This window comes from Shewanella sp. KJ2020 (assembly GCF_024197625.1).
GTDB lineage: Bacteria > Pseudomonadota > Gammaproteobacteria > Enterobacterales > Shewanellaceae > Shewanella.
In genome coordinates this window covers 13,647-31,477 of record NZ_JAKUKD010000006.1, presented here as the reverse complement: position 1 = coordinate 31,477, position 17,831 = coordinate 13,647, and the positions used below count along the sequence as shown (strand labels likewise).

Annotated in this window: 17 protein-coding genes and 2 tRNA genes; 12 read left to right on the top strand and 7 right to left on the bottom strand. The window is 45.7% G+C overall.

Going from position 1 to position 17,831, the window contains the following annotated elements; genetic code table 11:
* Window positions 1–11 precede the first annotated feature (11 nt).
* Window positions 12–677: a septum site-determining protein MinC gene (gene minC, locus MJO46_RS03570; RefSeq protein ID WP_253988147.1), complete on the bottom strand. Its 666-nt coding sequence runs from the start codon at window positions 675–677 to the stop codon at window positions 12–14.
* Between the two features lie 123 nt (window positions 678–800).
* Here minC and MJO46_RS03565 point away from each other — a divergent pair, with 123 nt between their 5' ends.
* From MJO46_RS03565 to MJO46_RS03555, 3 genes are read left to right on the top strand one after another with little or no spacing between them, the layout of a single operon-like run.
* Entirely contained in the window at window positions 801–1,079 is a 279-nt protein-coding gene (locus MJO46_RS03565; protein WP_253988200.1) for a YcgL domain-containing protein, read from the top strand.
* Window positions 1,080–1,098: 19 nt separating this feature from the next.
* Window positions 1,099–2,175 carry a lytic transglycosylase domain-containing protein gene (locus MJO46_RS03560; RefSeq protein ID WP_253988146.1) on the top strand — a complete coding sequence of 359 codons (1,077 nt, stop codon included), beginning with the start codon at window positions 1,099–1,101 and terminating at the stop codon, window positions 2,173–2,175.
* Between the two features lie 41 nt (window positions 2,176–2,216).
* Window positions 2,217–2,657 (top strand): YcgN family cysteine cluster protein, encoded by a 441-nt coding sequence (locus MJO46_RS03555; RefSeq protein WP_253988145.1) that lies wholly within the window; start codon window positions 2,217–2,219, stop codon window positions 2,655–2,657.
* A gap of 105 nt (window positions 2,658–2,762) precedes the next feature.
* Here MJO46_RS03555 and MJO46_RS03550 read toward each other — a convergent pair whose 3' ends face one another.
* Both MJO46_RS03550 and MJO46_RS03545 read right to left on the bottom strand, forming a co-directional pair.
* The gene (locus tag MJO46_RS03550; RefSeq protein WP_253988144.1) at window positions 2,763–3,257 is read right to left on the bottom strand and encodes a peptidylprolyl isomerase; all 495 of its coding nucleotides are present in this window, start codon (window positions 3,255–3,257) and stop codon (window positions 2,763–2,765) included.
* 24 nt (window positions 3,258–3,281) lie between these two features.
* Window positions 3,282–4,685, bottom strand: coding sequence for a DEAD/DEAH box helicase (locus MJO46_RS03545; RefSeq protein ID WP_253988143.1), 1,404 nt, complete (start codon window positions 4,683–4,685; stop codon window positions 3,282–3,284).
* Window positions 4,686–5,091: 406 nt separating this feature from the next.
* Between MJO46_RS03545 and MJO46_RS03540 the strand changes: the two genes are divergently transcribed.
* Entirely contained in the window at window positions 5,092–6,864 is a 1,773-nt protein-coding gene (locus MJO46_RS03540; protein ID WP_253988142.1) for a DUF885 domain-containing protein, read from the top strand.
* A gap of 148 nt (window positions 6,865–7,012) precedes the next feature.
* Here MJO46_RS03540 and MJO46_RS03535 read toward each other — a convergent pair whose 3' ends face one another.
* Window positions 7,013–7,333, bottom strand: coding sequence for a hypothetical protein (locus tag MJO46_RS03535; RefSeq protein ID WP_007648425.1), 321 nt, complete (start codon window positions 7,331–7,333; stop codon window positions 7,013–7,015).
* Between the two features lie 234 nt (window positions 7,334–7,567).
* Here MJO46_RS03535 and MJO46_RS03530 point away from each other — a divergent pair, with 234 nt between their 5' ends.
* Together MJO46_RS03530 and MJO46_RS03525 are read left to right on the top strand one after the other, a co-directional pair.
* On the top strand, window positions 7,568–8,062 hold the full coding sequence (locus tag MJO46_RS03530; RefSeq protein WP_253988141.1) for a putative 4-hydroxy-4-methyl-2-oxoglutarate aldolase: 495 nt from the start codon (window positions 7,568–7,570) through the stop codon (window positions 8,060–8,062).
* Window positions 8,063–8,107: 45 nt separating this feature from the next.
* Complete coding sequence (locus MJO46_RS03525; protein WP_253988140.1) at window positions 8,108–9,934, top strand: AsmA family protein; 1,827 nt, start codon at window positions 8,108–8,110, stop codon at window positions 9,932–9,934.
* 140 nt (window positions 9,935–10,074) lie between these two features.
* Here MJO46_RS03525 and MJO46_RS03520 read toward each other — a convergent pair whose 3' ends face one another.
* Together MJO46_RS03520 and gloB are read right to left on the bottom strand one after the other, a co-directional pair.
* Window positions 10,075–11,622, bottom strand: coding sequence for a LysM peptidoglycan-binding domain-containing protein (locus MJO46_RS03520; RefSeq protein ID WP_253988139.1), 1,548 nt, complete (start codon window positions 11,620–11,622; stop codon window positions 10,075–10,077).
* Between the two features lie 250 nt (window positions 11,623–11,872).
* Complete coding sequence (gene gloB, locus MJO46_RS03515) at window positions 11,873–12,676, bottom strand: hydroxyacylglutathione hydrolase (protein ID WP_253988138.1); 804 nt, start codon at window positions 12,674–12,676, stop codon at window positions 11,873–11,875.
* A 164-nt stretch (window positions 12,677–12,840) separates the two neighbouring features.
* Between gloB and MJO46_RS03510 the strand changes: the two genes are divergently transcribed.
* Both MJO46_RS03510 and MJO46_RS03505 read left to right on the top strand, forming a co-directional pair.
* Window positions 12,841–13,575: a class I SAM-dependent methyltransferase gene (locus MJO46_RS03510; RefSeq protein ID WP_253988137.1), complete on the top strand. Its 735-nt coding sequence runs from the start codon at window positions 12,841–12,843 to the stop codon at window positions 13,573–13,575.
* Window positions 13,576–13,598: 23 nt separating this feature from the next.
* Window positions 13,599–14,492: a LysR substrate-binding domain-containing protein gene (locus MJO46_RS03505; protein WP_253988136.1), complete on the top strand. Its 894-nt coding sequence runs from the start codon at window positions 13,599–13,601 to the stop codon at window positions 14,490–14,492.
* A gap of 44 nt (window positions 14,493–14,536) precedes the next feature.
* Here MJO46_RS03505 and rnhA read toward each other — a convergent pair whose 3' ends face one another.
* Window positions 14,537–15,007, bottom strand: coding sequence for a ribonuclease HI (gene rnhA / locus MJO46_RS03500; protein WP_198783222.1), 471 nt, complete (start codon window positions 15,005–15,007; stop codon window positions 14,537–14,539).
* A 70-nt stretch (window positions 15,008–15,077) separates the two neighbouring features.
* Between rnhA and dnaQ the strand changes: the two genes are divergently transcribed.
* From dnaQ to MJO46_RS03480, 4 genes are all read left to right on the top strand, one after another.
* The gene (gene dnaQ / locus MJO46_RS03495; RefSeq protein WP_253988135.1) at window positions 15,078–15,806 is read left to right on the top strand and encodes a DNA polymerase III subunit epsilon; all 729 of its coding nucleotides are present in this window, start codon (window positions 15,078–15,080) and stop codon (window positions 15,804–15,806) included.
* Between the two features lie 10 nt (window positions 15,807–15,816).
* On the top strand, window positions 15,817–17,247 hold the full coding sequence (locus MJO46_RS03490) for a TIGR03503 family protein (RefSeq protein ID WP_253988134.1): 1,431 nt from the start codon (window positions 15,817–15,819) through the stop codon (window positions 17,245–17,247).
* A 189-nt stretch (window positions 17,248–17,436) separates the two neighbouring features.
* Window positions 17,437–17,513, top strand: a tRNA-Asp gene (locus MJO46_RS03485).
* Window positions 17,514–17,674: 161 nt separating this feature from the next.
* Window positions 17,675–17,751, top strand: a tRNA-Asp gene (locus tag MJO46_RS03480).
* Window positions 17,752–17,831: the final 80 nt, after the last annotated feature.

Sequence of the window (17,831 nt, the reverse complement as noted above, 5' to 3'; positions counted from 1 at the left end):
TGTTCTGCCATTTAGAGGGGCAATGATTCAACCATAAGCGACTCGCCGTTTAAGCGAATGCAGCCGCTTTTATCTGTGCTATGTTGTTGTAGATTTTCAGCGAGCCAATATTGCCCAGCTATCGAAACGAGTTCGGCTTCAAGGGAGTGGGCTATGATGACGGCAGTCGGATCTCCCGCCGCGCCAGCCATGGCTTTTCCCCGTAATGCGCCATAGATATGAATGCTACCATCGGCAATGACTTCAGCGCCATTGCCAACGGCACCAAATATGATTAAATCACCATTTTTTGCGTAGACCTGCTGACCTGAGCGGATATTCTGCTTAACGATCTTGGTTTGGCGCGGCGCAGGGGGGGGGGTAGTGCTCTGCTTACCGGCTTTTACAATGGCTAATCCAAGCGTTTTAGCCTGATTGCTGAGAACGGTTGTGGCCCCCGTGATCCCGACAATCACTAACTGGCGTGAAAGCAATAACTCTTTTAAGCCATGCAAATCGAAATCGTTATCCTGTATGGCGCTCAAATTAACGACTAAAGGAGCACCCAGAAAAAACTGAGGGGCTTGTGCCAATTTGCTATCTAATTCAGCCATGACAGCATGTAAGTCGCTGCTATTAATATGAAGTACTGAAAGAGTAAAAGAAGCACCTTTTAACTCTAAGCTAGGTTTTGGCATCCCGGCACTCTTCTTAAGAAATCATCAGTCGGTTCGCTGATTTTACAATTAAATTACTAGGCGACCATGTTATAGTGTGCCCCATTGACTGGCAAGTTTGAACTATTGGATATTGATACACTTATGCTATGTGCCGTTTATAAAAGTAGTCGAAAGGTTGACACTTACTTATTCGTGAAGAAACGAGATTGTTTTGAAGATGTCCCCGTTGCCTTGATGGACATGTTTGGTGTGCCACAATTAGTGATGGTATTTCCTATCGCTAAACGTGACTCATTAGGGATGGCTGATATACAAAAGGTCAGAGCTGCGCTGGAAGAGAATGGCTACTATTTACAAATTCCGCCGCCACAGGTTAATTTATTGGCCGAGCATAAACACAGTCTTGGGATCAAAGATTGATAATTCAGCGGAATGGGATATGCCAAGAACCATCATTTACCCTGTTGTCGCATGTACATTCGCTATCTTGCCCCTGATAAGTCCGCCTGCACTGGGGCAAGAAAACCGCACAAATCTTAGTTTTAGCGATTATCTTATACAGTTAAAACAAGAGGCGAGTGCAAAGGGCATTAGCCAAGCCACCTTAGATAGCGCTTTCCCCCAGATAAAACGCTTTAAAAAAGCCGGTGCCACCGACAATACCAAGTCAGAAGACGCTAAAAATCTCGATACCTTTTTACCCCAAGTGGTGCCCGAATGGAAAGTCAACACGGCGCGGGTGCTGTTTAAAGAACATGAGCAAGTGCTTAATCATATTGCTGATAAATATCAAGTTCAGCCAAGATTTTTGGTCGCGTTGTGGGGACTCGTCGCCGATTTTGGTGAAAATGCAGGGAATTATCCCGTATTATCTGTGACGGCATCACAGGCCTTTAATAGTGAGCGACAAGACTTTTACCAAAAGGAGTTTATGGCGGCATTGTCGATCATGGATAAAGACCATTTGGGGTTTGACGATCTTAAAAGCAATTGGCACGGTGCGATGGGACAAACCCAGATAATGCCGACAGACTACCTTGCCTATGCCCAAGATGGGGACGGCGATGGTAAGAAAGATATTTGGGGCAACCTCAGTGATGCTTTTGCCACGGCTGCAAATCTGCTAAACCACCAAGGTTGGCAGGGCGATGATACCTGGGGCAGGCAAGTGCAAGCACCTGCCACTATAGATTTAGCGCTAGTGGGTTTGGATAAACGCCAATCCTTAGCTAAGTGGCAAGGTCTGGGTATTCGCAAATTTGATAATACCGATCTCCCCAATCGTGAAGATATTAACGCCTCACTGATTATGCCCGATGGGATAAAAGGGCGAAAATACCTGGTTTATGGTAATTACCGTGCCCTATTGCATTGGGATAACGCTGACAGTGATGGCTCTGACAGTGATAGCTCTGACAGTGATAGCCCTGGCAGGAATAGCGCTGACTATTTTGGCATTTCTGTTGTGTATCTATCGGAGAGAATTAAGCATCCCCAACAAATTAGTGTAAAATAGCCCGCATTGAGCGGGTTTTTTATTGGAAGACAGTTTCGAACATGGCATTTTGGCAGAGTAAAACATTAGCGCAAATGACAGCAACAGAGTGGGAATCCCTCTGCGATGGCTGTGGTAAATGTTGTTTAAATAAATTGATCGACGATGAAACCGAAGACTTGTATTACACCAATGCGGCCTGTTTATTGCTCGATCATAATAGCGCTAGTTGTCAGCATTACAGTGACCGATTTAGCTATGTTCCCCAATGCACAGTGATCACCTTAGATAATATCAATCAACTGACATGGCTGCCCGATAGCTGTGCCTATCGCCGGCTTGCCGCTGGACGTGGCTTGCCGAGTTGGCACCCGTTAATCACAGGATCGAAAGAGGCGATGCACCTTGCGGGCATGTCAATTCAAGGCAAAGTGATTGATGAGCGCAGGGTAAAAGATATCGAAGATCATATCGTATTATGGCCACTCAAGGATATTGATTGACCGCAATGAAAAATAAAGGGAGCGATAAGCTCCCTTTTTATACCCAAGCTAGCTGAAGATACGAAGCCTGCATCTTCAGGTTGTTTGGGTGTATATGTGCGCAAATTACTCTGTAATGGTCACTTTCTCGATAATAATAGGTTCGCGTGGCACATCTTCATGGCCTGCGACCTTAGTGGTTTTGACCTTTTCAATTTGCTGCACCACCTCGAGCCCAGCGACCACTTTACCAAAGACAGCATAACCCCAACCGTTATTGGTGGTTGCGGTATGGTCGAGAAAATCATTATTCGCGGTATTGATAAAAAACTGCGCCGTGGCCGAGTGCGGTGCATCGGTGCGGGCCATCGCAATAGTACCAAGGACGTTTGAAAGCCCTTTATTGGCTTCGTTGACTATGGGATCGTGGGTCGGTTTTTCTTTCATCTTGGCGGTAAAACCACCGCCTTGGATCATAAAGCCTTTGATAACCCGGTGGAAAATGGTGTGTTCATAAAAGCCTTCTTCGCAGTAACGGAGAAAGTTTTTGGAAGTAACGGGCGCATGTTCAAGATCCAGCTCGATGCCGATTTCGCCGATATTTGTTGTGAAAATAATCATAGTATTAGCTTCTATTTGATTGAATTACTTAGTTTTAGGTCCGCTGGTCCATGGATTAAAAGGGGCGCAACTGTCCTGTTGCTTTGGACTTTGGGCCGCAGTTCTTGTTGGACGCAAAGTCGCGTTCGGCGTTGACTTGGGTTGCGGTTTTGCACTGCGATGCTTTTTCGCCTTAGCCGTCTCGAAAGTGCCTTCCTTTGCACTGCGGTAAGTTCCCGAAGCCGAGTCTGTTGGGCGAAACACTTTCTCCGGCTTATGTTTAGGCACAAAATCGAGAATGGAGATTGGCACTTCTTTTTTAGGGGCAAATCCGTCGATTTCTTTACGCACGATAAGGTGGCCTAAGCGGCGCTCAATCGCACACAGATTTTTAAAGTCGTCCTTTGATACAAAGGATAGGGCTTCACCTTGCTCGCCGGCGCGGCCTGTACGCCCAATACGATGAATATAATCATCGGCTTCATCGGGCAGATCATAGTTAACAACCCGGGTGAGGGCATCGATATCGATACCGCGGGATGCGACGCCCGTCGCCACTAAAAATGCCAGTTTACCGGACTTAAAATCGGCTAAAAGCTGCTCACGCACCGCTTGGCTGCGGCCACTGTGGAAGGCTTCGGCGCTAATATCGCGCTTTTCAAGCTGACTGACTAATTTGGCGGCACCTTGCTTGGTCTGGATAAAAATTAACGCTTGATCCCACGCTTGTTCTTTAATCAGATGGCTGAGTAACGCAGATTTTTTATCTTTATCGACCGTGGTGAGCCACTGATCTATTTGTGGCGCCGTGGCAGCATTTCGTGCAATTTCAATCTCGATAGGATTTTCAACGGCGGTCTTAGCTAATACGCGCACTTGCTTTGACAGGGTGGCCGAGAAGAGCAAGTTTTGCCTTTGTGGCGGCAATTTTTCGATGATTTTATTGATATCTTCAATAAATCCCATATCGAGCATTCGGTCGGCTTCATCTAATACCAGTACAGATAATTCATCGAAATGAATGGCTCTTTGGGTGTACATATCGAGTAATCGACCAGGGGTCGCCACTAGGATATCGACGCCTTCAATTAAGCGCTTTTTTTGTGGCGTAGCATCGACGCCGCCGTACATGGCCATGGAGGTCAGCGGCAGATATTTTGCGTATTGGCTGATATTGTCCTCAACCTGTACCGCAAGTTCACGGGTAGGCGTAAGGATAATAGCGCGTACTCGCTTAGGGCGGATTTTGGGGCTATCGGCAAACATTTGCAGCAGCGGTAACACAAAACTGGCGGTTTTACCTGTGCCCGTTTGTGCGGCGCCGAGCACATTTCTGCCGCTGAGGATAACGGGGATCGCCTTAGCTTGAATGGGGGTCGGAGTTGAATAACCGAGTTCTGTAATGGCTTTTACAATCGGTTCGCTTAATCCAAGTTTGGAAAATGGCATTGGGTGTCTCAAATAAATAATTCATAGGCAAACTGTTAAGTGTGACTCAACAGCGAAGCAGCTCGGTATTATAGCAGGCGGTAGTAAATAAAAGGCGAATATTGCAGGATTTACCAGAAATGATCTTTGCTCATCCCCCCTTGATTATGTTTGATTGTCTTAGATACGCGCTTGCTATTTATCCTTCGTTGCGCGTTATGCCTGAACTACAAATTTGTAACTGAGCATGTATTCTGTGGCAACATAGCTGCAATTACTGAAGCAATATGATTAACTTAGTGCATTTTTAATTGCCACACTTGTGTGTCATTGCCCTTGGCATACTGCTAAGTGAGTTGATTTAAAGCGTTAAGTGAGCTGATTTAAAACTTGGGCTCGAACATCATAGTATAAAGGACGAAATATAATGAAAAAAACTACGCTCTCCCTTGCGATACTGTTATCGCTCGCCGGTATTGTTGGCTGCCAATCTCAGACCAATACCAGCGCAGCTGCGGTTACCGCAGAAGCTCAAGCCACAAGCTTTGCACAATTTAGTAATGCTTTTATCGATTCCCTGTGGGAATTATCACCCACTTGGGCACTATACAGTGGTAAGCATGTCAATGATGGCTACCTTGATATACCTAATGAAGCTAGCCGTGCTAAAACCTTAGCTTTTGTTAGCGCCCAGCAGGCAGCCCTCGCCAAGTTTGATCAACAATCCTTAAGCGCCAATGAATTGATTGATTACCACTTAATCAATAATTTATTGGGCAGTATGGCGTGGGATATCACTACGTTTAAATCCTGGCAGTGGGATCCCTCAAACTATAATGTCGCGGGTGGTTTTGCCCAAATTATCAACGAGAACTTCGCCCCGCTAGATGATAGATTGCGTTCGGTGCTTGCGCGTATGGAAAATATTCCAGCTTATTACGCCGCGGCGCAGGCTAATATCAATCATCCCACCCTAGAGCATACTGAACTTGCCATCATGCAGAACCAAGGGGCATTTTCTGTTTTCTCCGATGATTTATTAAAGCAAGTTGCCGATTCTGGTTTGAGCGATAGTGAAAAAGCCTTATTTAAGACGCGTTTCGATGCGGCAACGGTGGCAATCAACGGGCATATTACGTGGCTTAATAACCTAGTATCGCAACTCAAAAAAGACGGCGCCCGCAGCTTTAGGATTGGAGAGGCATTATACGAACAGAAGTTTGCCTTCGATATTCAAGCGGGCATGACGGCAAAGCAACTCTACGAAAAGGCCATGGCCGATAAAGAAAGAGTTCAAGGTGAAATGACCAAGTTAACCGATAAACTTTGGTCTAAATATTTCACCACGCCAAAACCTGCGGATAATAAAATCGCCATTCGTCAGTTAATCGATAAATTATCGACCCAACATGTTAAACGTGACGACTTTGTGAATGAGGTGCGTAAACAGATTCCACAGTTAATCGACTTTGTTAATCAGAAAAACTTAGTGACCCTCGACCCTAAAAAACCGTTAGTCGTACGTGAAACCCCAGAATATATGCGTGGGTTCGCAGGAGCTTCTATCAGTGCCCCTGGTCCGTATGAGAAATTAGGTAATACCTATTACAATGTGACGCCACTCGATGATATGAGCGATGAGTCCGCTGAAAGTTATCTACGTGAGTATAACCACTGGATTTTGCAGATCCTTAATATCCATGAAGCGATTCCAGGGCATTATACTCAATTGGTTTATTCTAATGAGTCGCCAAGCCTTGTGAAGAGTTTATTTGGTAATGGGGCTATGGTTGAAGGCTGGGCAGTATATACCGAACGCATGATGCTCGAGGAAGGCTACGGTGATTTTGAACCTGAAATGTGGCTCATGTATTACAAGTGGAACTTGAGAGTTATCTGTAACACAATTTTAGACTACAGCATCCATGTAAAAGGTATGACTGAAAAAGAGGCGATAGCCTTGATGATGGATGAAGCATTTCAACAGCAAGCAGAAGCTGAAGGTAAGTGGCGCCGTGCAACGCTAAGTCAAGTTCAGCTCACCAGTTATTATTCAGGCTATCGTGAGATCTATGATTTCCGTGAAGAATACAAAAAGGCCAAGGATAAGGATTTTGATCTTAAGACCTTCCATGAGAAATTCTTAAGTTATGGCAGTGCGCCAGTGAAATATATCCGTCAGCTGATGCAAGATAAATAACAGGTTATACCTAGGAGGCTGGATATTTTATCTAGCCTCTTTTCTTTTACAGTACCAAGATCTCATTTACTCAATAATGCTCAACGGCTCTAGATTACAGGGCTAATTTTTGAGTATATGAACAGTATAAAAAGGCTTAAAGATGAGATTATTTTTTATTAGCTAACTCTGCCATGATAGCTAAGACATCCTCATAGGAAATGTTAAATTCCCGAGATAAATTGATAATCTTTGTTTTGTAGGTTTGAACATGCTCTTGCAATGCAAGTTGATGTTTCTTTTCTTCGACTAATTCGTTAACTGTTTCTTGCAATATCAATAGTCGACGTAAACTATAGTCGAGGGACTTGATATATTTTCCCATCTGTTGTTTGTTACGGGCTTGCTCAAGATCCGCTGAGACTTTTTTATCATATCCATATTCATCAAGAGCCGCGATTGCGCTCTGTAAATCAAGATCAGTAGTCATTTGGTTTTCGCTTTATAACAAAGAAAATAGAGGAACTAAATAATGATATCACTTAGGTAAAAACCCTAAGAGGTTGTCACAGGATGTTAACTGTCACAGATTATAATGTGAATGCCAATTTTCACCAAGCAATTAGAAGTCAAAATTAAATAAAAACTGTGCCGTTTTTGTTTTGGCCTTGTCGAGGTCTACAATAATGGGTAGTCTAAATTTTTAACGAGTGCGGAGATTCAAATGCTTGATCTATTACCTGATTTGTTCGACCACTATCCTTCGAAGCTCACCCTATTACCGCTCACCTTTACTGCATTTGGTGGAAAACGTCTTTTTTGGGGCGAGATTGTGACTGTGAAGTGCTTTGAAGACAACTCTAAAGTGAAGGAGGTGCTGGCACAGGATGGTCATGGCAAAGTGTTGGTCGTCGATGGCGGCGGTTCGGCCCGTAGGGCGCTACTAGGTGATCTTATTGCCCAAAGTGCGTTAGATCATGGTTGGCAGGGCGTGGTGATCAATGGCTATATCCGCGATGCGGCGAGATTGGTAACCTTTAACCTTGGGGTCTATGCACTCGGTGCTATGCCGATAAAGACAGATAAATTGAACCAAGGACAAGTGAATGTGCCTATAGAAATAGGGAGCGTACTCGTTAAACCCGGGATGATGATTTATGCGGATCAAAATGGGATCGCCATCAGCGAGGAGTCGTTGAACTTTGCCTTTTTAAACTAAGGCTCGATACTTGAATGTAAGATTGTTATCGATAAGGATGTTTATATGAAATTGATTAAGTGGTTTTTAGCTATTTTGGTGACCTTAGTATTGGTCGTTACCTTATATCTCACGGTATTTTTTGATCCGAATGACTTTAAACCTGAAATAGTCAGCGCCGTGAAAAAACAAACGGGTCGCGAGTTAGTGATTAGTGATGATCTTTCATGGACATTTTTCCCCACTATTGGCATTAATTTAGGGGGAATTTCTCTCTCAAATCCTGAGGGTTTTACACCTAAGTCTATGCTTGACGTGAATAAAGCCATAGCGGAAGTTGCCTTGATGCCACTCCTGAGTAAAGAGATTGAAATTGCCCAATTGAGTTTGGACGGCGCGACAATCAATTTAGTTACCCGCAAGAATGGCAGCTCAAGTTTAGATGGATTAACGGGCGATTCTGCGGCTAAAGCTAGCCCAGCCAATGAACCTGCCACTAAAACTCAGCTTGCCAGTATCGAAGTGGGCGGTGTTGCTATCACCAACACACAAATCAATTTGATCGATGAGGCTAAGGGGCAGACGCAAACATTTACCCTAGAGAGCTTAACCTTAGGCGCATTTTCCCTCGATAAGTTTGCCCCCATAGCCTACGAATTTACGGCATCCTTAGCCGAGATGAAAGTGAGCAGTAAAGGGGAAGGGGAAATTAAACTGAGTGCAGATTTCAATCAATTAGTTATTGATAAATTTAATATTGACACTGTGATTGAAGGTGACAGCATCCCTAATCAAAAAGTGAGCACCGCAATTAGTCTAAACACTCAAATAGCCTTAGATAAAAAGCAATTGTCTGCGGATATTGTGAAGCTGAGCGCCGCGGATATGAGTGCTTCGGGTCAATTAACGCTGAATTACGGCGGGAAAGTACCGCAAATTAATGCCGATTTCCAAGTGGGTGATATCGATCTTGATGCCCTATTGCCAAAATCCGCAACAACAGAAGGAACAGAAAAAACCGCTCAGGCAACCACTGCCGCCAAAGCCTCTGAACCTGATTTGAGTGCGCTTAAGTCCCTCGATATGAAGCTTAAGTTGGCGGTAAAATCCATTAAGGTCGCCAATCTTGCTACTCAAAATTGGCTGCTAGACTTAGGCGTCAAAGGCGGGGTCGTTGATCTAAAACAGCTAACCGCCGATTTATACCAAGGTAAGTTGATGGTAAATGCGCAAGTGGATGCACGCCAGAGTGTGGCGAGTTATCAATTTGATAAGCAAGTGACGGGTGTACAAGTTAGAGCATTACTTAAAGATTTAGCCGAAGTGGATTTATTAGCAGGAACCGCCAATATCAATATTAAGGGAAAGGGTAAGAGCTTGATCCCTGAACAGTTAAAGAAAAATCTGCTCGCAAATGGTCGCTTTGATGTGACCGATGGCGCCCTCTACGGCGTTAATATTCCACAGATGATCCGCAGTGCTCAGGCTAAGTTAAAGGGGGATTTATCGGCAGATACGAAAGAAGAGCGTAAAACCGACTTCTCGAGTCTGACGGGGAATTTTTCCCTTGAAAACGGTATCGCAACCAATCCCGACCTTGCTATGTCCTCACCCTTACTACGATTAGCGGGCAAGGGCAGTGCAAATTTATTGACCGAATCATTGGACTATAAATTAACGACCAGTTTGGTTAATTCACTTAAAGGTCAGGGCGGAAGTGAGAAAGATGCTCTGGTAGGAGTTGATATCCCATTGGCCATTACAGGGACTTTCCAAAAGCCAGAATATGCCTTAGATACTCAGGCATTACTCAACAATCAGTTGAAGGAAGAAACAGATAAGGCCAAGGATAAATTGAAGGATTCTCTACTGAAAAAGTTAGGTGGCTTTTAAAGGAACGCCCTTGAAGCTGTTTTTTGCAGTTACCGAATAGTCATTTTAGATAGTTGAGCACTTTTGTGCCTAGCACTAAAAACAAAGGCAGCGTCCAGAGGTCGCTGCCTTTATTTATCTGTCGAGCTTAAGCCAAGCAATTAAGCGCTTAACTTGCTCTCATCAACCACCAGTTTTAACACTTGACCGGGTTGGATATATTGCGATGACGTTAAGCTATTCCACTCTAATAACTCGGCTATAGTGACATTAAATTTGCTGGCGATCCGCGCTAATGAATCGCCGGATTTCACCTTATAACTCACAGTCCGAATTTGTTCCGCCGCCACTGGAGCCTGTGGCGCTATGATGGTGAGTTGCTGCCCAGCATGCAATTTGCTGTCTTTACTCAAATGATTCCATGCTGTTAGCTGCTTTACACTTACCTTATGCTGGTGGGCAATTTCCCATAGGGTATCGCCTGATTGCACCTTGTAGGTCAACTGGGGCCCCGTTGCTAGAGCCCGAGTTTTCTTCGGTAATTTTTGGCTCGTTGATATGGCGTATAGCTGTTTATCATCCGCAGATACCGGAATGATCAAATGTCTACCTGCCACAATAGTATTGTTTTTCATCCCATTAGCCGCACGGATGGCGGCAATGGTCGTATGGTGATTTTTTGCGATCACCCCAATGCTATCGCCGGGTTTTATGGTGTATCTCAACCAACTGACCCGTGCTTCGCTTTCTGTTTCTGCGAGGGCTTTTTTGAATTCTTCAGATTTATCAATTGGTAGCACTAAAGTGTGCGGACCCAATGGTGAGGTTGCCCAACGGTTATAACCTGGATTGAGTTTTTGCAGCTCAAGGGGGGTCATATTGGCGAGCCCTGCGGCCATCGCAAGATCAATCTGGCTATCGATATCCACAACCTCAATGGTAGGGCTGTTCTCAATTGGGGCTAAGCTGATGCCATACTCATCCGCATGTTTGATGACTTCGGCGAGTGCGAGTAATTGAGGCACATAGCGTTCGGTTTCTTTGGGTAGATTAAGAGACCAAAAATCGGTTTCAAGCCCTTTTTCCTCATTGCGTTTAATGGCATTGAGTACTCGAGATTCGCCGGAATTATAGGCGGCGAAAGCATAGAGCCAATTATTATTGGTTTTCTCGTAGAGATATTCCAGCATATCCAACGCCGCCACTGTGGATGCCGGGACATCGCGGCGCCCGTCGTACCACCAGTTCATTTCTAGGCCAAAATGGTTGGCCATAGGTGTGGTAAATTGCCATAAACCCGAAGCGGCACTGGCAGATGAGGCCGAAGGATCGAAGGCACTTTCGATAATGGGTAGTAGTGCAATCTCAATAGGAAGATGACGCTTTTCAAGCTCTTCCACAATCATGTACATGTAGGGCGCCGCGCGCTCTGAAATGATTTCTAGATGCTTTGGGTTCTTAATGTACCAATCACGGTATTGATTAACCAATTTCTGATCCGGGATCGGTAATTGCATTCCCTGACGAATTCGTTCCCACACATCGGTAATTTGAGCCGACTCGGCTGGGGATGCGAGGTAATACTGTGGGACTGTATTTTCGGTTGCGACGGTTTCAGCTTCTGGCTTAGTAACCTCGTGGTTGTCTAATGTCTGACAACCAGTGAGCAGGGCAAATCCCCCTACTACAACATAAAGTGATACTCTCATGGAAAACGGTAGTCCTCTGTTAGTGCATTGTCAGGGCTTCATTTATATTAGCGCTATTGCTAACTCAATAATTTTAATGAAGATAACGACAACACAGAGCGCAAAGTATTCACGCAAAAACGAGTCATTCTATGGGATCTTTTCTATCTTGTCCCTTAATTATCTCACATAGTGTAAGGCTATTCTTGACTTACCTTATCAAAGGTGGGAAAAACTGTATAAATTTCAAGCGGAAATGAAACTGTTTCTGCTAAAAAATATCTTTCCACTGCCTAAGTAGGGTAAAGCAGGTGAGTTTATCTAATTTACTGGGATCTTGAATGTTGAAATGCTGTTTTATGCTACTCAGTATATTTAGCTCATCTGTGCGTAAAAACGGATTGATGGCTTGTTCTAATGCGATGTTAGAGGGGATGGTTGCCTTGCCTTGTGCACGCAGTTCGGCAGCTTGTCGAGCGTATGCCTGTAAGACGGTGTTGTTTGGATCGACCGTTAGGGCAAACTTAAGATTTGCGAGGGTATATTCATGGGCGCAGTAAACTTGAGTATTGGCGGGGAGGTTTGCCAGTTGGTTGAGGGAGTGAAACATTTGCTGGGGCGTTCCTTCAAACAAACGGCCGCAGCCAGCACTGAATAACGTGTCACCGCAAAAAAGAGCATCTTCGATAACATAGGCTATATGGCCTGCGGTATGGCCAGTAACACTAAGTAGTTGTACTTTTTGTTTGAGGAACGGAAGTGAGAGCGCTGCGGTAACACTGGGATCGAGCGGTATATTGATCCCGTTAATGGCTTCATTGTGTGGTCCATACACATTGAGGACGTCTTGGGTTGTTTGCTTTACATATGCCACTAACTCCGCGACACCGTCCGTATGATCCCTATGGTGATGGGTGAGTAAAATACCCGCAAGTGTTAGCTCATGAGCCTCTATATAGGCAATGACCACGCTTGCATCGCCAGGGTCTACCACATAAACCTGCGGTAGATCTCCCTGCTGTAACACCCAGATATAATTGTCATTAAAGGCATTAATCGCTGTTATAGTGAGCATAGAACTACCTATAGCTGTATTTCGATTTAAAGATAAGGTTATTATCCACAAGTGGAAGGTGCTTGGCGACTGTTGCCGTTTTATTGGAAGCGATTGAATGGGTGGTGTTTATACCCCGTATCGATTCATCTATGGCAGTGTTTTATGGTGGAAGGAGGAACTTTGTGTCGTATTTCAGTACTGAACGCAAACCAGAGCAATGGGAAGACTTGCCGAATGGTTCCGCCTTACAGCAAGCGGTTGCTGAGAAATTAACCCATTGGTGGCCTAGGGTTTTTGGATATCATTTGTTGAAGCTCGGCCCTTTAAGTGCAGATCTGTCGAGTATGGAATCACCCGTTGCCCACCACTTTTCCCTCACGGCCAGCGACAATGCCTCCATCGTTGGGGATTTTTGTCATCTGCCACTGCAAAATGGCGTTATAGATGCGGTGGTAATGAGTCTACTGTTAGAGTTTGAGCCCGATCCCTACCGCATTTTACGTGAAACCGACAGAGTGCTGATCGCGGGGGGGTATCTGTTTATTGTGGGGTTTAATCCATTAAGCCCGGTTTTTTTAGGTAAATTGTGGCCTAAATATCAAGATTGTCTCCCTTGGAGTGGGCGTTTTTTTATGCCATCACGGGTACGAGATTGGCTTGGCCTGTTGGGGTATCAAGTGGTGAGTGACGAGCGTCTAGTGTATCACCCCTTAATTGGCGAGTTTAATGAAGGGCGTTTTATGCAGCAAACCTTGGCCTCTTGGTTACCGAGTACGGGCAGTTTATATCTGATTGTGGCGCGTAAATTAGAATCGCCATTAACGCCAATCCGCGATAAACGCAAAGTGTTGCAACCTAACTGGGCCGCCGCCCCCACGGCGGGACGTTCAGGGCATTTATCCGAACATATAAAATAACGCAGTGTAGAAACGAGTCTGATATGCGAATTACCTTAAGGCAACTTGCCGTATTTGAAGCCGTAGCACGTAATGGCCAGGTTGCTAAAGCGGCGGAGCAAGTCAATTTATCGCCTCCGGCCACGTCGATGGCATTGGCTGAATTAGAAAAACAACTCAATGCGCGCCTATTCGAACGGATTGGCAATCGGCTGCAGCTCAATTCACAGGGGAATTTATTATTGCCACTGGCAACTGAGTTGCTTCACCGGGTCGAACAAATTGAGCAGGCTTTTACCACTCAAGGTGGGGACTTGGTGGGACACCTAAGTGTCAGTGCCAGTTCCACTATCGGTAATTATCTCCTTGCAAAGGCCGCAGTGGCTTTTTGCCAGCAGCATACTCAAACCCATGTTGATGTGGCGATCACTAACACCCAGGATGTGATCCAATCCGTGGCGCAGTTCCGCTCGGAAATGGGATTTATCGAAGGACATTGCACCGATAACCGTCTTAATGTTGAGGCATGGCATAAGGACAGGTTATTGGTATTTTGCCATCCGGCGCACCCCTTAGCCGGGCAAACCGTTACACCTTCTATGGTGAGAGGTCAATCTTGGGTTCTTAGGGAGGAGGGATCGGGTACGAGGGAGTATTTTGTGAATGCGGCCAATGAACTGGATATGCAGCCAGAAGCCAAATTCTGTTTTACCACGCCCGATGCAATAAAACTGGCCGTTAAACAAGGTGCGGGCTTAGGGGTATTATCTGAACTCACACTGGATAAAGACATCAGTCGCAAAGAATTAGCCCTAGTGACGATTGAAGGCTTAGTCTTGGAGCGGCAATTTTATCGCATTACCCATAAGAGTCGCCAAGCGACGTCTTTAGGGCAGGCATTTGTGCAGTTTTGTGGGAATTTCTTTAATATTTCCTAGGTAAAAGGGCGGGGAGGCATAAATACCCTTGGCAGTATAGTAAGTTAAGGTTGGTAACCTTCGTCAACTTGGGTCGGGTTTGCTTCTGCTGCAGTGCGGGCGAGGATATCGCAGCGTTCATTTTCTGCATGCCCCGCATGACCTTTTACCCACTGCCAGTCAATCTGATGTATTTGTGAGGCCTTATCGAGGCGTTTCCACAAATCTACGTTTTTGACAGGCGTACGGTTGGAGGTTATCCAGCCTTTTTTCTTCCAGTTGTGGATCCACGTCATGATCCCTTGACGCATATATTGGCTATCGCTCGTGAGCACCACGCGGCAGGGCTCTTTTAAACTTTCCAGGGCGATGATTGGCGCCAGTAATTCCATGCGATTATTGGTTGTGAGGGCAAAACCGTCGGACATCTCCTTTGTATGGCCTTTATAATTCATTACAATGCCATAGCCACCGGGGCCGGGGTTGCCTAAGCAAGAGCCGTCGGTGAAGATGTGGATCAGTTTTAGTTCAGTCATCGAATTGTTACCATTGCCGTGAATTTCGGCCGAGTATAACTAAAAATTGTCATAAGAAGCGCATAAAAGTATGAATATTATCTCAAACGCCAGTCGTCAGATTATTCTGGATACTGAAACTACGGGTATGAACCAGGGCAGTGGTGCTGTCTATTTGGGACACAGAATTATTGAAATCGGCTGCGTTGAAGTCATCAACCGTCGCCTGACTGGCCGCTATTTTCACCAGTATATTAATCCTGGACAGGCTATCGATCCCGAAGCCATTGCGGTGCACGGTATTACCGATGAGCGCGTGGCGCATGAGCCGCGGTTCCACCAAATCGCCCAGCAATTTATTGAGTTTATTGACGGTGCTGAAATTGTCGCCCATAACGCCAACTTCGACGTGAGCTTTATGGACCATGAGTTTTCACTGCTGCAGCCACAAGGTCCGAAAACGGCCAGTATTTGTGACATTCTCGATACGTTAGAAATTGCCAAGTTTTTGCATCCAGGGCAAAAGAATAACCTTGATGCCCTGTGTAAACGTTATGGTATCGATAACTCCCGTCGCCAGTACCATGGCGCATTATTGGATGCCGAGATCCTCGCCGACGTCTATTTAATCATGACGGGCGGTCAAACCAAATTCAATTTATCCAACGAAGAAGCCGGGCAAGAGGCGGGCGGGATCCAAAGGTTTGATCCTAATTCACTTAATCTTAAAGTGATCAGCGCATCGGCCGATGAACTAGTCACGCATGAACAACGTCTTGATTTAGTCGCAAAATCAGGAAAATGCCTCTGGAGAGGATAGATAATCGGTTATGACCAAGTCGCGCCATACAACCCTGTTCAAGATTGGTTTAGTGCTAAGTACGCTATTTGCCAGTGCCGCCATATGGGCGGCGGATAAGCCTGAGCCTGTTGCTAACCCGAAGACAGCCACTCCTACTAACGTCACTTCCACGATCACCACTCCCACGATCGCCACGAATGCGCAGACACCCAAGGTAAAAGTGGTGTCATTAGACACAGCCTCGGAGCTTAAAAACCGCTTTAGAATAGATCATATGGTGAGTAGCATGACCCTATTGGTGGAGCGTGAATACGGCTCTGCCCCCGTGGTGATAGTGCTTCCCGATGGCAGTAAGTGGTACGCCAGTCGTCACCCCGAAACCGTTAAATGGGTTGACGGTATTACCGGTGATATGATTTACATCGAATCGCCACAGCCAGGGCCTTGGCAGTTGGTCGGCAAGGTCGTCCCTGGCTCCAAGATCAAGAAAGTCTCTAAGCTTGAAATCGAAGTTCAGCCGTTGCCTCAACCGCTTTTTCAAGGGGAACAGGTCAAAATTGTTGCCCAGCTTATGGGGGATGCTGAGCGCGTCCGTATGCCAGGTCTAGATTATCTGGTTGAATGGACCGCACATTTTGTGAGTAAACATAGGGCAGGGGATGAAAACTTTGCCGCCGGCGATATCATTGCCGGTTCCTACAAGGACAGTGGTGAAAAGCTCGATGAAAAGCCCGACGATGGCATATTTACCAGTGAAATAAACCTTAAACAGCCCTGGGGGGAATATGATTTTGTGGTTCAAGCGCGTAATAATGTGTTTGAGCGGCAAGTTTCTTTTCCTTTTACCTTATCCGCGCGGCCGATAAATGCTGAGGTGATTACCCCTGAAGATCCTTTAACGGGTCAATGGAAAATTATGCTGCACGCCGATAGTACAGTGTTGCAGCTAGCAGATACCCATTTTTCTTTTGAATTGGTGGGTCCCGCTGGGCTGCAGCTGCCCGTGGTACTTAATGGGCTAACAGAACCCGACACTGAGTTGATATTACCGCCCGTTTCTGAGTTTGGCAGTTATCGCATCAAAGGTTTTGTTGCGACAACAACGCACACGGGGCGTGAAATAGTGCTCGATTTACCCGAACTCTTTTTCAACCTAGTGCAACCGCCTGAGCCTCCACCCAGTCCAGAGGTGTTAGCCGCCATTGCCGCCCAAAAAGCCGCCGAAGAAGAGGCGCTGGCGAAGCAAGATGCCATGTTCTGGATCATTAGCATCAATGCGGTGCTGTTGATTTTAGGCGTGTTAGGTTTAATTGTGTGGCGTAAGCGTCAGAGTCTTGCGCAGGCATTAGCCGCGGCTGAGCAGCGCCTGTTGGATGAAGCGGCGGAAAATAAACCCGCGGCACTTTCCCAGGATGAAATAGACCTGACTATGCCCGATGAATTCGATAATCATCGATAAAACAGAGCATACTCTTTGGGATATTTAACGGTTTTATGGGAAAGTTAGTTTGATGAATATGAAGATATTTTATTCATTAGTCAGGATTTTTAGATTAGGTTGGCGAAATTTTAACTAAACGATATAGGGGAGTGAAAAAAACGGTTGACGCTAGCAAGGCTCGACCGTATTATTCTCCGCAACTTGAGTGGAGCGGTAGTTCAGTTGGTTAGAATACCGGCCTGTCACGCCGGGGGTCGCGGGTTCGAGTCCCGTCCGCTCCGCCAGTCAAGTTATTGAAAGTTAAAATTATAGTGCTCTAGTAGCGGTGTAATAAAAAGTTTGGAACGGTAGTTCAGTTGGTTAGACTATCGTTTTAACATCGGCGGCCTGTCACGCCGGGGTTAGCGGGTTAGAGTCCCGTCGAAAATTGGTTCAGGAAGAATTTGGAGCGGTAGTTCAGTTGGTTAGAATACCGGCCTGTCACGCCGGGGGTCGCGGGTTCGAGTCCCGTCCGCTCCGCCAAATAAAGATGAAAGCCTCTGCAGCAATGCAGAGGCTTTTTTCGTTGTGCGGGTTAAATTTAAAAGCGCGGTAGTTCAGTT